Genomic DNA, 15,590 nt, shown 5'->3' on the forward strand with positions numbered 1-15,590 from the left:
TTTGTCAGGACTTTTGGTTTGGATTCGGCATGCCCCGGTACTATTTTCACGTCCACGACGGCGACGGTCTCGACCGAGACCATATAGGGACGGAGTTGGCCAGCATCCATGATGCCCGAACCGAGGCTGTGTCTGTGGCCTGCGAGCTTTGCCACTTGTGGGATGACCTTCCGCCCGGAGCACTCAACAAGATGGCTGTCGAGGTTACTGATGAAACCGGTCAGACCGTGCTGATCGTTTCTTTCCCGGTGGCCACTGGACAGGTGGATTGACACGCCGCGCGACGGCTTGCACAAGCCCGTTTCGCAGCCCATCAGAAGCTCTGTAGTATCGCTTCGACAAGCCCGCGCCCGCTGCTGTGAGCGCGCTGCGATAATCCAGGCCGTATGGGCAATGACTTCAATAAACGGAGAAAGGGGGTTACCCCTCCCTCAGTCCTTCTTGAAGGCGTCTTTGATGGAATCCTTGATGCCGCCGATGGTGTTCTGAATCTTTCCTTCGGCCTGATCCGTCTTGCCTTCAGTCTTCATCTTGGAGTCACCGGTTACATTGCCGATGCCTTCTTTGACCTTGCCACCGATGTTCTTGGCGGAACCGTCAACCCGATTTTTATCAACCATAACTATCTCCTCAGTTGCTGGTTCAACGTGCAGTGAGTTGAGCCGTTCCTGCAGCATAAAACGCTGACGGGTGTATATGGCCCGATGCTGGAAAGAATTTTCAACACGGTCACGGAGTGTGGGGAGTTCATCACATAGGAGCCAATATAGGAACTATGATGCGCTGGCTTATGGCCCCCATGACCGTTCTGAAGGACACTCAGACGAAGGCGAACAAGGTCCCCATGTTCGTGATAGAGAGGGAAACAACGGTAACAGGGGTATCCAATGCTCTATCTATCCGTCCTGTGGACGGTCATCGGCCTTGCTGCCATTGCTCGCTCCTACATCCTACTCATGGGGGAGAATACCCCTGACGCGCGCCGTAAGACGGCCACGACCACCCGTGTGGCTGGTTTCACCTTAATCGTCGTTGGCGCGATTCAGATGCTGGTCTGGGTGTTCACAGCCTGAAGTAGGTTAATGTCGTGGCAAGGGAGGTCTGATACTGCCCCTTACCTATAGCAGACATCCCTCAACTCGCGTTCCTTCGCCCGAGAGGGGATAATCCAGACTGCATTGACGAAACTGGGCTCACGTCGTGGGCACCATGCCAACCGGATCACATTCCAGATCGCTGGGATGGCTCTCCATTTCTTGCGCGGGATGATCCTGCTGCGGAGAACGACCCCGATCAGAAGCAGAACGTTTCTCGTAAATTTTCACAGCTTGAGCCTCTGCGGCAAACCAAGGCTCAATACCAATTCGGCCAGTTCTGCGCCGATGGCGGAGGACTTAGAGCAGCGATAGATGTGCTCTTCGACGGTAACGCAACAAGCGCGTTCAACAAGTCTTCACGGTGGGTGGGCTTTTCAAGCCACGGCACCTCTTGCAGTTGGGACGGCACCCCAAGATGCCGGGCGTATCCCGAGTAGACGATGAACGGTACGCCGCGACTATGAAGCTCGCCCGCAAGCTGTGTTGCTGGGCCATCCCTGAGCATGAAATCCAAGATGGCGAGTTCGGGTGTGTTGTCCTTCAGCCATGCTTGCGCTTGCGCATTTGAGGTCAAGGTATACACCGCAAAGCCGACATCCTCAAAATAAGCCTCTAAGGACATGGCAATGAGAGCCTGATCCTCGATGATGACGCAGTAGGGCTGAACTGATGTGTGTGCAATCATGGCAACATGGGTTCCACTAGAGCAATGGCCGTTCTGACGGCTCCTAGGGCCGGAGTGCGGTCGTACTGCGATTCCATGGCTGAAGCGCCATTCAGACGCTCCAGCCTGTTTTGTCAGTTGGTCTACGGGAGGATCACACTGTCAATGACGTGGATTACGCCGTTCGATGCGGTTATGTCAGCGGCAGTGACTTTGGCATCATTAATCATGACACCGCTGCCCTTGGCACTGACCGTCAGCATCTTACCGTTGCAAGCGCCTTTGCAGGCCGACATGCTGCCGGAGAAGGTAGCTGCTCTCCTGGCGCAGGGCGGGTAGAAGCGCCCGCCTGAGGGGTGACACGCTCACCGCCGCGCGCCACACCCCGAGCCTGCTGTCACAACCTGACAGCATCCTGTGCTAAGCTTTGGCTCATGTCCCGCGCCGAACGCCTTTTCGACCTCCTGCAGATCCTCCGCCGGCACCGCCGCCCGGTGAGCGGGGCGGTGCTGGCGCGCGAGGCGGGGATTTCGCTGCGCACGCTCTATCGCGACATCGTCTCGCTCCAGGGCATGGGCGCCCAGATCGAGGGCGAGCCGGGGCTCGGCTATGTGCTGAAGCCCGGTTTCCTGCTCCCTCCCCTGATGTTCTCGCCCGAGGAGATCGAGGCGCTGGCGCTCGGCCTGCAATGGGTCGGGCGGCGCACCGACGAGGGGATGGGACAGGCGGCCCGCAACGTCATAGCCAAAGTCGCCGCCGTCCTTCCCGCCGATCTGCGCGAGCGCATGGAGGACGACGCCCTGGTGGTCGGTCACGGCTGGGACCGGCCGCAGCCGGTCGATCTCGCGCATCTGAGGCGCGCCCTGAACGAAGGGCGCAAGCTGTCCATCAGCTACACCGACGAGAAGGGCGCGCGCTCCGAGCGGATCATCTGGCCCGTGTCGATCGGCTTCTTCGAATCGACCCGCGTGCTGGTCGCCTGGTGCGAGCTGCGGGACAGCTTCCGGCATTTCCGCACCGACCGGATCGAGGCGGCGGAGATCCTGCCCGAGCGCCTGCCCCGGCCGCGACGGCAGCTCATGAAGGAATGGCGGCAAACGCTGCTGCCAGAATCTGACCGTGGCATGCGCTATTCAGTCTCCCGTTCACACAACACCCGGGAGATTCCCATGAGCACGCAAACCAAGAGCGCAGACCTTGTCTTCTACACCAATCCGCAATCGCGCGGCGGTATCGTGCATTGGATGCTGGAGGAGATCGGCCGTCCCTATACCCTCAAGGTGCTGGATTACGGGACCACGATGAAGGCACCGGAATACCTCGCCGTCAATCCCATGGGCAAGGTGCCGGCGATCCAGCACGGCGAAATCGTTGTGACGGAGGCTGCCGCCATCTGCGCCTATCTGGCCGATGCCTTCCCCGAGGCAGGTCTTGCGCCCGAGCCCCAGGATCGGGGGGACTATTACCGCTGGCTGTTCTTCACCGTCGGCTGCCTGGAGCCTGCCGCCTCCAACCACGCCCTCGGCTGGGATCCCTCGTCCGATATGGAAATGCGCTTCGGCTACGGCTCCTATCCGCGCGTGCTCGATACGCTCTCCGCCTGGCTGGAGGATCGAACCTATGTGGCAGGCAATCGCTTCACCGCCGCCGACGTCCTGCTCGCCAGCCACCTGCAATGGGGCATGGCGACGGGCATGATCGAGAAACGCCGCACCTTCGAGGCTTATATCGAGCCGCACGTTCATCGCCCCGCGGCGAAACGGGCAGACGAGCAGATCGAGAAGCTGACGGCGCAGCAGTCCTGGAAGGCAGCGTGACAACGCTCTGAAGAGCCTGGAGGATACCTCCGGACCCTACGAAAGCCGCGCCGGCGTGCGGGTGCGGCCTGGATGATCCAGGCCGCCCATCGTTCAAGGTGCCGAGGCTGCGCCGGCTGACCGGCGCGGCGCGGTTACTGCGATCCGCCGACCGACGCGTTGCCTCCGGTGGCGTCGCCGCTCGTCGCATTGCCGCCCGTCGCCGAGCCGCCACCCGAACCGCCACCCACGCTGGCGTTCCCGCCCGTGGCATTGCCGCTCGTCGCGTTGCCGCCTGTTGCCGAGCCGCCGCCGGAACCACCCACCGAGGCGTTGCCGCCCGTAGCATCGCCGCTGGTGGCGTTGCCGCCTGTCGCCGTGCCGCCGCTGCCGGCCGAGGCATTGCCACCGACGGCACCGCCGCTGGTCGCATCACCGCCGGTCGCCGTGCCGCCACCGGAGCCCGTGCCGCCGGATCCACCGGTCCCGCCTGTTCCACCAGTGCCGCCGCTACCGCCTGTGCCACCGGTCCCGCCGGTGCCGGTGCCACCACCTGTGCCGCCACTGCCGCCCGAACCACCGGTTCCCCCGGTGCCGTTACCACCGGTGCCGCCGGTGCCTGAACCGTCAGTTCCGCCTGCACCCGTGCCTCCGGTGCCGCCCGCGCCCGTACCGCCGGAGCCGCCTGCACCCGTGCCTCCGGTGCCGCCCGCGCCCGTACCGCCGGAGCCGCCTGCACCCGAGCCACCTGTGCCTCCAGTGCCTCCGGCGACGCTGCCCGTCGTGTCCGTCTTGTCACTGCTCTGGTCGGTTTGATTTTGCAGGCCCGTGGCGCGCAGGGCCTGCGGGAGGATCCTGCAGGTACAGACCTCCTGCCCGCGCACGATGCGGAGGCTGCAATCGCCATACATGGATGGGTTGGCCACCATGGGCACGCATTGCGCACCCGTCATGGGAGCCTGCGCATAGGCTGAGGTCGAACCGGCAAGGAACAGACCCAAGCCCGTCAACGCGAAATTGTGAAAGCGTGACATTTTTAACCTCGGTGTCTTCCGCCACATGACCGCTTGGCATGGTCCGGCGAACTTGAGGTAAAACATCTTAGATCCAGATGAAGTTGCCTTTCACAAAGAATAATTCATCAGGCGTCACGCTTTCAACTGGAATGCTTTCTCATCTATACCCCAAATGCCCGCTATCATCTAAAGCAAAGCTACAGTTCTATTTAAAGCACAGCTTGAAATTACTTCCTATGCTGCAGCACAGATAGGAATATGCAGCCTGAGAACGGCCCGTTCTGAGTCGCGGGCTCGCTGACAGGACGACTGCTTCGACCGGCGCGGCCATCGGACCTCAGGCGAGATTGCCGCGACAAGGATGCGGGCATGCCCCCCCTTTTCCCGCTTCACCGTCAGGAGCCGTGTCCTCCGCTCAGCTTGCCCGGCCTGCGGGCCCTGGGCGCCTCGCGGCCGGCGGCGAGCGCCGCTGGAACACCATGCTGGTGATATGGCAGGTTAAGGGGCGACACCCTGCCGTAGCCGAGGCTCCTGGGCGCTCGCCGCCCGACGCCTCCTCGTCCTGATGGAATCCAGATCGATGTTCGACACCTTCGCCGCCCTGCTCGACTGGTTCGGGATCGTGGTCTTTGCCACCACCGGGGCGCTGGTCGCCTCGCGCAAGCAGATGGATCTGGTCGGCTTCGTGCTGCTGGGCACCGCCACCGGCATCGGCGGCGGAACGATCCGCGATACCTTCATCAATGCCCTGCCGGTGTTCTGGGTGCGCGAGCCGGCCTATCTGGTCACCTGCGTACTGGTGTCCTGCGCGGCCTTCTTCCTCGCGCACATCCCGCAGTCCCGGCTCAAGCTCCTCCTGTGGTGCGATGCGATCGGCATGGCCCTGTTCGCAGTGACGGGAGCCGAGAAGGCGTTGCTGGCGGAGGCAGGGCCCATCGTGGCCGTCGCCATGGGGGTGATCACCGCAACCTTCGGGGGCATCGTCAGGGACGTGCTGGGCGGCGAGAGCCCGGTCATCCTCAGCCGCGAGATCTATGTGTCGGCTGCGCTCGGCGGGGCGGCGATCTTCGTTGCCATGGCAGCGGTCGGGCTCCCGCGAGAATACGCGCTTGCCGGCGGCTTCCTGGCCGGGCTTGCCATCCGGGCGGCGGCGCTGCGGTGGGACTGGTCCCTGCCGCGCTACCGGCAGAGGCCCGGACGGTCGCGGGATGAGATCGATCGCCTCTGATGGGCGCAGCCCGCACCCTGTGCCATACCGGCAACATGGCAGCGGCTTTCCGCACCGATCCGGGATGTGAAGCACGCGCCGTCTCGAGGCTTCACAATTCCTCCCGGTCGGAACCCCAGTGGTCGTCCTTTCGAACACCCGCACGGCCGATGCAGATCCGGAACCATCCGCTTGACTGGTTTTGACACCTGGGCGGCAGCCGCGGCGTGGCGGCGCCCTCGATTCTACAGCAGGGGCGAGAGCAGCCGCGCTGTGGAATCCCGCAGCCGATTGAGGACCGGGCGGCGGCGGTACTCGGCCGGATCGAAGGGGTAGCAGTCTTCGATGTCCCGATCGAACGCCGCCTCCAGCTCCTGCGCGAGCCGCGCATCGTAGATCACCGCGTTGAGTTCGTAGTTGATGCTGAAGCTGCGGATGTCGAGGTTGGCCGAGCCGATGGAGCAGACCTCGCCGTCAATGCTGAGGGTCTTGGCATGCAGGTAACCTGCCCCGTACATGTGCACCCGCGCTCCGGCAGCCGCGACCTCCGCCAGATAGGTGTTGGCGGCCCAGTATGGCGTCTGGTTCAGCCCCTCGCCGCGGTCGCTCACCATCACCTCGACCCTGAGCCCTGCCAGTGCTGCCGCCTTGAGCGCCTCGGCGATGGTGGCATCGAGAATGAAGAACGGCGTCTGCAAGCGCACATGATGCTGGGCCGACATGATCATGGCGAAGTAGAGCTGGCGGATAGCACGCCACTCCGAGTCCGGGCCCGAGGTCAGGATCTGCACCGGCACATACGGGTCGGACGCGCCTGCGTCCTCGGAGCTTGGGGGAAGCGCCCCGTTGGCAAGCGACGGGAAGCGATCCGCCGCGAAGAGGTCCTCGCCCGTGGCGTTGTACCAGTCCACGAGGAACACCACCTGCAATACAGCCGCCGCCTCCCCTTCGAGGCGCACCTGCGTGTCCCGCCAGCGGTCGAAGCCGGGGCCGCCGTCGAGGTGCTCCTGGCCGATGTTCATGCCGCCCGTGTAGCCGACCTCCCCGTCGATGACGGCGATCTTGCGGTGGTTGCGGTACGAGATCGTGTGCAGCCAGTACAGAGCCGACACCGGCGCTGCCTTCACGCCGCCCTGGCTGAGCTCGCGCTTGTAGCGCCGGGTGAGGCGGAACAACGAGCCGAACGGGTCATAGAGCAGGCGCACCTCGACACCATGAGCGGCCCGCTCGATCAGAATGGCTTTCAGCTCGCGGGTGAAGGCGTCGTCGGCCCAGGTGTAGAACTGAAGATAGATCGTGCGCTGCGCCTTTCTCATGTCCTCCATCAGATTGGGGTAGAACGTGGATGCGTTCTGCTGGATCGCGACCCGGTTGCGCGTGGTCAGGGCGGAATGGGAGTTGCGCCGCACCATCGACATGAGCCGCCGGTGAACCGGGCTTTGCGTCTCCAGCCTGCCGATCTCCTCGTCCTGGCGGGCCAGAAGCTGCTTCAACAGCGGCGCGGCCGTTCCTTCCAGGTTCTGACGCGCGAGATTGCGCTGCCGGCTGAAGGCCTTCCGGTCGCGTCCGAACAGGGCGTAGATGACAAGCCCGATGCCGGGCAGCGTCAGGAACAGCAGCATCCAGGCAAGGATCGCCTGAGGGCGGCGGTTCTCCAGCAGGATGAAGATGCCGGTGAGCAGCGCATAGGCCGCAAAGAACCAGCCGAGGGCCGAGGTCCAGGTCATGCCTACAGTTTCCTTTACACAAAGGTTTTGCCCTGAGATCGTCTTGCATCCCGTGAGCGGGAAACGGCATGCACTTCAGACCTCTGATGCCAGGTTTCTTGCAGACCCTGTCGATCATCGATGAGAAGCGCGAGGTGTATACGAACATTACTTAGCGCTGTTTTTCCGCGCCGCCCTCCTCGGCGAACAGCATGGCTGCCTGAGCACCTGCCTGGAGCACCCGACTTCGACGTGTACGAAATGATGTCCGGCGCCCGGCCGGAAGACACCGTCTGTTGCGCCACGCAGCCGAACTCACGCGTTAGCAGGCTGAAGGCGCATTTCGGGAAGGGCTCGTGATGGGCCGAATACACCGTTCAGCATCTATGTCGAGCGCGCGATGGAATTAAGAAACCCACCTCCCGAACCCATCCGCCTGCCGTCGCACCGGTCTCCAGGGAGACGTGCAGTACGCAAGCCCACCCCGATCCGGATCTCCCCCATCACGTGGCGTCTGATCCTTGTCGGACTGGCCGCCCTGCTGGTTCTGATCCTATGGTCGGTGCCCATCGTGCCTGCCGTGGCCCTCGCCGGCTTCGCAGTGGCGCTCGTGCTGTCGTTCCCGGTTCACTTCTTCGCGCAGTATGTTCCGCGCAGCTTGGCCATTCTGTTCTCGTTCCTGATCCTGCTCGCCGTGTTGCTTCTGCTGGCGTACATCCTCCTGCCCCTGATCGTGTCTCAGGCCGGTGCCCTCGTGGCCGCCTTGCCCGGCCTGGTACAGAACCTGGAGCAGTACCTGGTGCGGGCACTCCAGGCGCTGGATGCCCGCGACCTGCTGCCCGACACACCGGAGGCCGTCGCAGGCCGCCTGATCACGGACATTCGGGACAGCCTCGGGGTGATCGCCAACAACGTGCTCGGCCGAACAGTAGGGATCATTTTCGGGACCTTCAGCTGGGCGCTGACCCTGTTCGCGGTGATCTTCATCGCCGCATCGCTGCTGGCCAACGTGAGGTCGTTCAAGGCATCCTACCTGACCAGCGTCCCGGGACACTACCGCCACGATGCCCTGGAGTTCTGGAATGCACTCTGTCATGCCCTCTCGCGCTACCTAGGCGGGCTTGCATTGGTGCTGGCCATCCAAGGAGGGCTCTCCGCGGTGGCGCTGTTCCTGATCGGAGTGCCTTATCCACTGGCGCTCGGCGCCTGGGTTTCGATCACGGCGGTCGTTCCCTACCTCGGCGCCTGGATCGGTGCCATCCCGGCCCTGCTGGTGGCTTTCTCCATCTCACCGACAGCTGCCGTGCTGACGGGAATTCTGTTCCTGGCCATCCAGCAATTGGAGGGCAATGTTCTGACGCCCCGCATCCAGGCCCAGACCATCAAGGTTCCCTCGGTTCTCGTCTTCCTCGGTGTTCTTGCGGGCGGATCGCTGGCCGGGATCACCGGCGTACTCCTTGCCGTCCCAACCCTCGCGACGATCCGGGTCATCTTCGACTTCTTCCGCGTCCGGCTCCGGACCGAATGAACCGCCAGGGCGCTGCTACCCCTGCGGATCGCCCTGCCAGCTCGGATGCGTGATGGCCACCCGGCGCTCCAGACCGTGCGGATTTCGCTCGGCCTACCAGAGGGCGATCGGAGCGGTCGAGGGATCGAGGTGGTACCAGGTCAGCAACACGATGCCCAGGATCGACGCGCCCAGGAAATAGATCCAACTATGCCTGAAGATTCCCAGCATGCGAGGGAGTGTTCGAGGGGTGCGCATCCCGTTCTCCGTTGATTGCCGTTTTCGGTTCAACTGCACTCCGGCGCAAAGGTCCCCCTCTGCTGGCGGATTAGTGGGGACCGGTGGATCGAACGCCGGTCGACATCGGCCATGAATGGCCCAGATGTGTTTTTTATCGGGCTGTACCCTTGCGGTTTAGCCCCGATGTCAACCATATTGGGCGATATCGCCCCAGCGCTTGGAGTTTCACACCCGCTCCCCACCCGGAAGGAGACCGCCCCATCCATGTCCAGTAGCTTGCCCCTCCTGGCCATCGTCGCCCTTCCTTTCATCGGGAGCCTCATTGCCGCCTTCCTGCGGCAGGACGCCAGGAACGGCGCCGCAATCCTCGCCGGCACCATAGCCCTGTGCTGCTCGGCTCTGACGGCCGTCCAGTACCCTGCCGTTCATCGCGGCGTCATCCTGCGCGCGGGCATCGAGTGGATACCGACGCTCGGCCTCGATTTCACCCTGCGCATGGACGGCTTCACCTGGCTGTTCACCATGCTGGTCACGGGCATCGGCTTCCTGGTGGCGCTCTACGCCCGCTACTACATGTCGCCCTCCGATCCGGTACCGCGGTTCTTCGCGTTCCTGCTCGCCTTCATGGGCGCCATGCTGGGCATCGTACTGTCCGGCAATCTCATTCAGCTGGTCTTCTTCTGGGAACTCACCAGCCTGTTCTCGTTCCTGCTCATCGGCTACTGGCATCATAATGCCGGCGCCCGCGACGGAGCCAGGATGGCACTGACAGTCACGGCCACAGGCGGGCTGTGCCTGCTTGTCGGCGTCCTGCTGATCGGACACGTCGTCGGCAGCTACGACCTCGACCAGGTGCTGGTCTCGGGCAATCGGATCCGCAACAGCAGCCTGTACCTGCCCACCTTGATCCTTGTCCTGCTCGGCGCTCTGACCAAGAGCGCCCAGTTCCCGTTCCACTTCTGGCTCCCGCACGCCATGGCCGCTCCCACCCCGGTCTCGGCCTATCTCCATTCGGCCACCATGGTGAAGGCCGGCGTGTTCCTGCTCACACTGCTCTGGCCCGTGCTGTCCGGCACGGAAGCCTGGTTCTACATCGTGGTGACGGCCGGGCTCTGCACCCTGGTCCTGGGAGCCTACGCGGCCATCTTCCAGCAGGACCTGAAAGGCCTTCTCGCCTATTCCACCATCAGCCATCTCGGCCTGATCACGCTCCTGCTCGGCCTCAGCAGCCCCCTTGCCGCGGTCGCGGCGATTTTCCACACGATGAACCACGCGACCTTCAAGGCGTCGCTGTTCATGGCGGCGGGCATCATCGACCACGAGTCCGGCACCCGCGACCTCCGGCGCCTGAGCGGGCTGTTCCGGTTCATGCCTATCACTGCCACTCTGGCGATGGTCGCGGCCGCCGCCATGGCGGGCGTTCCCCTGCTCAACGGATTCCTGTCCAAGGAGATGTTCTTTGCCGAGGCGGCGGCCTTCCACGTCGACTCGCTTCTCGACCATTCCCTGCCGTGGTTCGCCATGCTGTTCAGCGCCTTCAGCGTCGCCTACTCGCTGCGCTTCATCCACGGCGTGTTCTTCGGCCCGCCTGCGACCGACCTGCCGCGCACGCCGCACGAGCCTCCGCATTGGATGCGCTTTCCGATCGAACTCCTCGTCCTGGTATGCCTGCTCGTCGGTATCCTTCCGGCAATAACCATCGGGCCATTCCTCGCCACGGCGGTTCGGGCGGTTCTGGGACCGGATACGCCGTACTACAGTCTTGCGGTGTGGCACGGCTTCAACGAGCCCCTGCTGATGAGCCTGATCGCCCTCGCTGGCGGCATCCTCCTGTACTGGCTGCTGCAGCGGCACCTCGCAAAGGGCATCGATGGTCCTCCCTTGGTGCGCCATCTCAAGGGCCAGCGCATCTTCGAGCGGGTGCTCGTCACCCTGTCATGGAAGTGGGCACGTTCCCTGGAACGCTTGTTCGGCACCCAGCGGCTTCAGCCGCAACTGCGGCTGCTGGTGGCTTTCGCGGTGCTCGCGGCTCTGTGGCCGCTCTACCATCAAGGACTTGTGTCAGGCTCACGCCCGGGCACGGCGTTCGACCCGGCCTTTCTCCTGCTTTGGACCGTCGGCGGCCTTTGCGCCATCGGCGCGGCATACCAGGCCAAGTACCACCGTCTTGCCGCCATGGTCCTGCTGGGCGGAGCCGGGCTGGTCACGTGCATTACCTTCGTCTGGTTCTCCGCCCCCGACCTCGCCATCACGCAGCTTCTGGTCGAGATCGTCACGACGGTGCTGATCCTGCTTGGCCTGCGCTGGCTGCCGAAGCGGTTCGAAATCGCGGGCGAAGGCCTCTCCATAGGCGTTCGCGCCAGGGTGCGGCGGGCGCGGGACCTGATGCTGGCCCTCGCGGCCGGCACGGGCATGACCCTCATCGTTTATGCGATGCTCACCCGGCCCCTTCCTGACACCGTCTCGCGCTACTTCGTCGAGAACGCCTACTCCGAAGGCGGCGGACGCAACATCGTCAACGTCATCCTAGTCGATTTCCGCGGCTTCGACACCTTCGGCGAGATTGTGGTGCTCGCCGTGGTGGCGATCACGGTCTTCTCCCTGCTGCGCCGCTTCCGCCCCGCACCCGAGAGCGTCGATGCTCCGGAGCAGCAGCAGGCGCAGGACGCCTACGACAGGGCCAGGCCGGACCGCGCCGTGGGCGACACCCTCGCCGATTACCTGACGATCCCGGCGACGATCATGCAGTGGCTCTTCCCGGTGATCATCACGGTCTCAATCTACCTGTTCCTGCGTGGACATGACCTGCCGGGTGGAGGTTTCGCGGCCGGCGTCACGTTGTCGATCGGGCTGATCCTGCAATACATGGCGGGCGGAACGCGCTGGGTCGAGGCGCGCCTGCGCATCCGCCCGGTCAGCTGGATCGGCATCGGCCTGCTCTGCGCGGCCTTAACGGGCATGGGCGCCTGGTTCTTCGGCCACCCGTTCCTGACCTCCTACTTCCAGTACCTGGACCTTCCCGCCATCGGCAAGGTGCCCGCCGCCACGGCGCTCCTGTTCGACCTCGGCGTCTTTGCAGTCGTCGTCGGCGCCACGGTGCTCATCCTGATCGCCCTGGCGCATCAGTCGGTGCGCAGCCCGAGGACGGCCCGCCCACCACTTCCCACCGTAGCACCCGCACTCACGAAGGAGGATGCATGATGGAGCTCGTCTTCGCGCTTGCCGTCGGTGTCTTGACCGCGTCTGGAGTGTGGCTTCTGCTGCGCCCACGCACCTTCCAGGTCATCATCGGGCTGTCCTTGCTCTCCTATGCGGTGAACCTGTTCATCTTCGGCATGGGTCGGCTGCGGGTCGGCGCACCGCCTGTCCTGGAAAGCACCGAAGCCGCCGACCCGGTGCTCTTCGCCGATCCCCTGCCGCAGGCCCTGGTGCTCACCGCCATCGTCATCAGCTTTGCCATGACGGCCCTTTTCCTCGTCGTCCTGCTGGCATCCCGCGGCCTCACGGGAACCGATCACGTAGACGGCCGGGAGGATCCGCAATGAGGGGCTGGGCCGACCACCTGATCATCGTGCCGATCCTGTTGCCGCTCGTGTCCGCGGCCGTAATGCTTCTTCTCGACGAGCGCCGCCGGGGCCTGAAGGGCGAGATCGGGATAGCCACCGTGATCGCCCTGCTGATCGTCTCCGTCGTCCTGCTGCGCCAGGCCGACATGATGCCTCTGGGAGCCGGCGTGAGGACGTACCAGCTCGGCAACTGGCCGGCGCCGTTCGGCATCGTGCTGGTGCTGGATCGTCTTTCCGCCCTGATGCTGGTGCTGACCAGCCTGCTCGGCATCGCGACGCTGCTGTACTCGCTCGCGCGCTGGCATCGGGCGGGTCCGCGGTTCCACACGCTCTTCCAGCTTCAGCTCATGGGGCTCAACGGCGCCTTCCTGACAGGGGACCTCTTCAACCTCTTCGTATTCTTCGAAGTGCTGCTGGCGGCCTCCTATGGCCTCGTCCTGCACGGGGACGGAACCGCCCGGGTCAGGGCCGGCCTCGCCTACATCGCCATCAATCTCACGGGCTCCTTTCTCTTCCTGATCGGTGCCAGTCTGGCCTACGGCGCCACCGGCACCCTCAACATGGCCGATCTTGCTCACCGCCTCCCGGCTCTTGATCCGGGAGACTCGGCCCTCGTGGCGGCCTCTGCCGCGATCCTCGGCACGGCCTTTCTGATGAAGGCTGGGGCGTGGCCGCTCAATTTCTGGCTCCCCACGACCTATGCGGCCGCCTCTGCGCCGGCCGCCGCCATGTTCGCGATCATGAGCAAGCTCGGCGTTTACGTCATCCTGCGCCTGTGGACACTGGTCTTCGGTGCTGACGCGGGGCCGCTGGCCGGATTCGGTGGGGATGGTCTGCTCGTCATCGGCATGCTGACGATCGTGTTCGGCACGATCGGCCTCCTGGCCTCCCAGTCCCTGCCGCGGCTCGCCGGGTGCAGCGTGCTCGTCTCGTCCGGAACGCTGATCGCGGCCATCGGCACCGGAGGGGGCGCGATGATCGGCTCCGCCCTGTTCTATCTCGTCAGCTCCACCTTGGGCATCGCCGCCCTCTTCCTGCTCATCGAACTGGTCGAGCGCATGCGCGATCCCGGGGCCGACGTGCTGGCTGTCACGATGGAGGTCTACAGTGAGAGCAATGACGACGATCCCGGGGAGGAAGTCGGCGTTGCCATCCCGGCCTCGATCGCGATCCTCGGCGGCAGCTTCATCGCCTGCGCCCTGCTCCTCGCAGGCCTCCCGCCCCTTGCCGGGTTCATCGGCAAGTTCGGCATGATGGCCGCGATGCTGAAGACCGACGGCGCTGGGGTCCAGGCCTCTGCCTGGATGCTGATCGGCCTCCTGACCTTGTCGGGCCTGGCAACCCTGATCGCCATGACGCGGACCGGGATCAGCTCCTTCTGGGCCCGCCTGGACGACAGCGTTCCCCGGGTGCGGATCATCGAGATGGCCCCAATCTTGTGCCTCCTGCTGCTCTGCCTCGGCCTCACCGTCGGCGGCGGTCATGCCATGCGCTACATGGAGGCAACGACGAAGGCTCTTCAGACCCCGCAGGACTACGTGACGGGCGTGCTGGGTGTGCCGAGGGTCGGGACTTCTGTCGGGGAGGCGCGGCCATGAGCGGGATCCTGCCCTACCCGCTGCTCTCGACCGCCCTGCTCGTGCTGTGGCTGCTGCTCAATCAATCGGTGTCGGCCGGTCATGTCATCCTGGGAAGCGTGATCGCCATCCTTGCCTCATGGGCGATGGCGTCCCTGCGGCCCGAGAAGCCCCGCATCCGCCGACCAGGAGCAGCCCTGAGGCTTCTGGGCATGGTCGTGTACGACATTGTCCGCTCCAACCTCGCTGTCGGCCGCATCATCGTCAGCCCCCGCGAGGCGGGGGTGAATGCGGGCTTCATGACCATCCCGCTCGACCTGCGCAGCCGGCAGGGCCTGGCGGTCCTCTCCATCATCATCACGTCGACTCCAGGGACTATCTGGCTGCACTACGACGCCGCCAAGGGCACCCTGCTGCTGCACGTTCTCGACCTGGTCGACGAGACGGTGTGGATCAGGCTCATCAAGGGCCGCTACGAGCGGCTGCTGATGGAGATCTTCGAATGAGCGCGTCCATCCTGACATGGTCCATCGTCGCTGCCCAGGTCCTGCTCGGCCTGGCGATGTGCTGCGCCACCGTCCGTCTCGTCGCAGGACCGCGGGCGCAGGACCGGATCCTCGGGCTCGATACCCTTTACGTGAACGCGATGCTGATGCTGATCACGTTCGGGATCCGCAGCGGCAGCACGCTGTACTTCGAGGCGGCGCTCGTCATCGGTCTCCTCGGCTTCGTCGCGACCGTGGCATTGGCCAAGTTCCTCATGCGCGGAGAGGTGATCGAATGAATGCGGCTGGAGATCTGCCGGCGTGGGCCGCGCTGCTGGCCGCCCTCTGCGTGCTGGCCGGGGCGGTCGTGACCCTGATCGGATCGTTCGGGCTTCTGCGGCTCGGCAACTTTTATGCCCGCGTCCATGCGCCCACCCTCGGAGCAACCTTCGGCATGGGCAGCATCCTGGTCGGATCGGCTCTGTGCTTCAGCGTCCTCGAGTCACGCCCAGTGGTTCACGAGATCCTGATCGCCGGGTTCGTCACGCTGACCACGCCGGTGACCCTGATGCTTCTCGGCAGGGCCGCTCTGTATCGCGATCGCATCGAAGGCAGCAAGGACGTCCCGGCGGCCGGAGTAGTAGAGGACTTGGTCCCTCCCCGAAAGAAGTGAGCAAGGCCATCCGGCGGCGATCGGGGCCTGCATCCTCCTGGCTTTCGCCCTTGTCG

General features: G+C 64.4%; 16 protein-coding genes and 1 pseudogene. 11 read left to right on the forward strand and 6 right to left on the reverse strand.

Going from position 1 to position 15,590, the window contains the following annotated elements:
• The first annotated feature begins 29 nt into the window (after positions 1-29).
• Complete coding sequence (locus AC0QTX_RS20425; RefSeq protein WP_474605657.1) at positions 30-272, forward strand: DUF6894 family protein; 243 nt, start codon at positions 30-32, stop codon at positions 270-272.
• Between the two features lie 159 nt (positions 273-431).
• Here the strand turns inward: AC0QTX_RS20425 and AC0QTX_RS20430 are convergent, their stop codons facing one another.
• A complete protein-coding gene (locus tag AC0QTX_RS20430; RefSeq protein ID WP_474605658.1) occupies positions 432-677 on the reverse strand; it encodes a CsbD family protein in 246 nt (81 codons plus the stop codon).
• A 210-nt stretch (positions 678-887) separates the two neighbouring features.
• Between AC0QTX_RS20430 and AC0QTX_RS20435 the strand changes: the two genes are divergently transcribed.
• A complete protein-coding gene (locus AC0QTX_RS20435) occupies positions 888-1,073 on the forward strand; it encodes a hypothetical protein (RefSeq protein WP_474605659.1) in 186 nt (61 codons plus the stop codon).
• A gap of 280 nt (positions 1,074-1,353) precedes the next feature.
• On the opposite strand, the gene AC0QTX_RS20440 is transcribed toward AC0QTX_RS20435, so the two are convergent.
• A complete protein-coding gene (locus AC0QTX_RS20440; RefSeq protein WP_474605660.1) occupies positions 1,354-1,782 on the reverse strand; it encodes a response regulator in 429 nt (142 codons plus the stop codon).
• 122 nt (positions 1,783-1,904) lie between these two features.
• A pseudogene (locus AC0QTX_RS20445) lies at positions 1,905-2,033 on the reverse strand (fasciclin domain-containing protein); the annotation flags it as partial.
• Between the two features lie 162 nt (positions 2,034-2,195).
• On the opposite strand from AC0QTX_RS20445, the gene AC0QTX_RS20450 reads away from it, so the two are divergent.
• Positions 2,196-3,578: an HTH domain-containing protein gene (locus AC0QTX_RS20450; RefSeq protein WP_474605661.1), complete on the forward strand. Its 1,383-nt coding sequence runs from the start codon at positions 2,196-2,198 to the stop codon at positions 3,576-3,578.
• A 134-nt stretch (positions 3,579-3,712) separates the two neighbouring features.
• Here the strand turns inward: AC0QTX_RS20450 and AC0QTX_RS20455 are convergent, their stop codons facing one another.
• The gene (locus AC0QTX_RS20455; RefSeq protein ID WP_474605662.1) at positions 3,713-4,591 is read right to left on the reverse strand and encodes a hypothetical protein; all 879 of its coding nucleotides are present in this window, start codon (positions 4,589-4,591) and stop codon (positions 3,713-3,715) included.
• A gap of 562 nt (positions 4,592-5,153) precedes the next feature.
• Here AC0QTX_RS20455 and AC0QTX_RS20460 point away from each other — a divergent pair.
• Complete coding sequence (locus AC0QTX_RS20460; RefSeq protein ID WP_474605663.1) at positions 5,154-5,801, forward strand: trimeric intracellular cation channel family protein; 648 nt, start codon at positions 5,154-5,156, stop codon at positions 5,799-5,801.
• Positions 5,802-6,025: 224 nt separating this feature from the next.
• Here AC0QTX_RS20460 and cls read toward each other — a convergent pair whose 3' ends face one another.
• Positions 6,026-7,507 (reverse strand): cardiolipin synthase, encoded by a 1,482-nt coding sequence (gene cls / locus AC0QTX_RS20465; protein WP_474605664.1) that lies wholly within the window; start codon positions 7,505-7,507, stop codon positions 6,026-6,028.
• Positions 7,508-7,886: 379 nt separating this feature from the next.
• Here cls and AC0QTX_RS20470 point away from each other — a divergent pair, with 379 nt between their 5' ends.
• Positions 7,887-9,014 carry an AI-2E family transporter gene (locus tag AC0QTX_RS20470; protein WP_474605665.1) on the forward strand — a complete coding sequence of 376 codons (1,128 nt, stop codon included), beginning with the start codon at positions 7,887-7,889 and terminating at the stop codon, positions 9,012-9,014.
• A gap of 93 nt (positions 9,015-9,107) precedes the next feature.
• Here the strand turns inward: AC0QTX_RS20470 and AC0QTX_RS20475 are convergent, their stop codons facing one another.
• Positions 9,108-9,251 (reverse strand): hypothetical protein, encoded by a 144-nt coding sequence (locus tag AC0QTX_RS20475; RefSeq protein WP_474605666.1) that lies wholly within the window; start codon positions 9,249-9,251, stop codon positions 9,108-9,110.
• A 246-nt stretch (positions 9,252-9,497) separates the two neighbouring features.
• Between AC0QTX_RS20475 and AC0QTX_RS20480 the strand changes: the two genes are divergently transcribed.
• From AC0QTX_RS20480 to mnhG, 6 genes are read left to right on the forward strand one after another with little or no spacing between them, the layout of a single operon-like run.
• The gene (locus tag AC0QTX_RS20480) at positions 9,498-12,434 is read left to right on the forward strand and encodes a monovalent cation/H+ antiporter subunit A (protein WP_474605667.1); all 2,937 of its coding nucleotides are present in this window, start codon (positions 9,498-9,500) and stop codon (positions 12,432-12,434) included.
• Positions 12,434-12,778, forward strand: a complete 345-nt coding sequence (locus AC0QTX_RS20485; protein ID WP_474605702.1) for a Na+/H+ antiporter subunit C — start codon at positions 12,434-12,436, stop codon at positions 12,776-12,778. The genes AC0QTX_RS20480 and AC0QTX_RS20485 overlap by 1 nt, the downstream gene beginning before the upstream one ends.
• Positions 12,775-14,397 carry a monovalent cation/H+ antiporter subunit D gene (locus tag AC0QTX_RS20490; protein WP_474605668.1) on the forward strand — a complete coding sequence of 541 codons (1,623 nt, stop codon included), beginning with the start codon at positions 12,775-12,777 and terminating at the stop codon, positions 14,395-14,397. The genes AC0QTX_RS20485 and AC0QTX_RS20490 overlap by 4 nt, the downstream gene beginning before the upstream one ends.
• Positions 14,394-14,882, forward strand: coding sequence for a Na+/H+ antiporter subunit E (locus AC0QTX_RS20495; protein ID WP_474605669.1), 489 nt, complete (start codon positions 14,394-14,396; stop codon positions 14,880-14,882). The genes AC0QTX_RS20490 and AC0QTX_RS20495 overlap by 4 nt, the downstream gene beginning before the upstream one ends.
• Complete coding sequence (locus AC0QTX_RS20500; protein ID WP_474605670.1) at positions 14,879-15,160, forward strand: K+/H+ antiporter subunit F; 282 nt, start codon at positions 14,879-14,881, stop codon at positions 15,158-15,160. Before AC0QTX_RS20495 ends, AC0QTX_RS20500 begins: the two co-directional genes overlap by 4 nt.
• The gene (gene mnhG / locus AC0QTX_RS20505) at positions 15,157-15,534 is read left to right on the forward strand and encodes a monovalent cation/H(+) antiporter subunit G (protein WP_474605671.1); all 378 of its coding nucleotides are present in this window, start codon (positions 15,157-15,159) and stop codon (positions 15,532-15,534) included. Before AC0QTX_RS20500 ends, mnhG begins: the two co-directional genes overlap by 4 nt.
• The last annotated feature ends 56 nt before the right edge of the window (positions 15,535-15,590 follow it).

The sequence above is a fragment of the Microvirga sp. jy35 genome, from assembly GCF_056148915.1.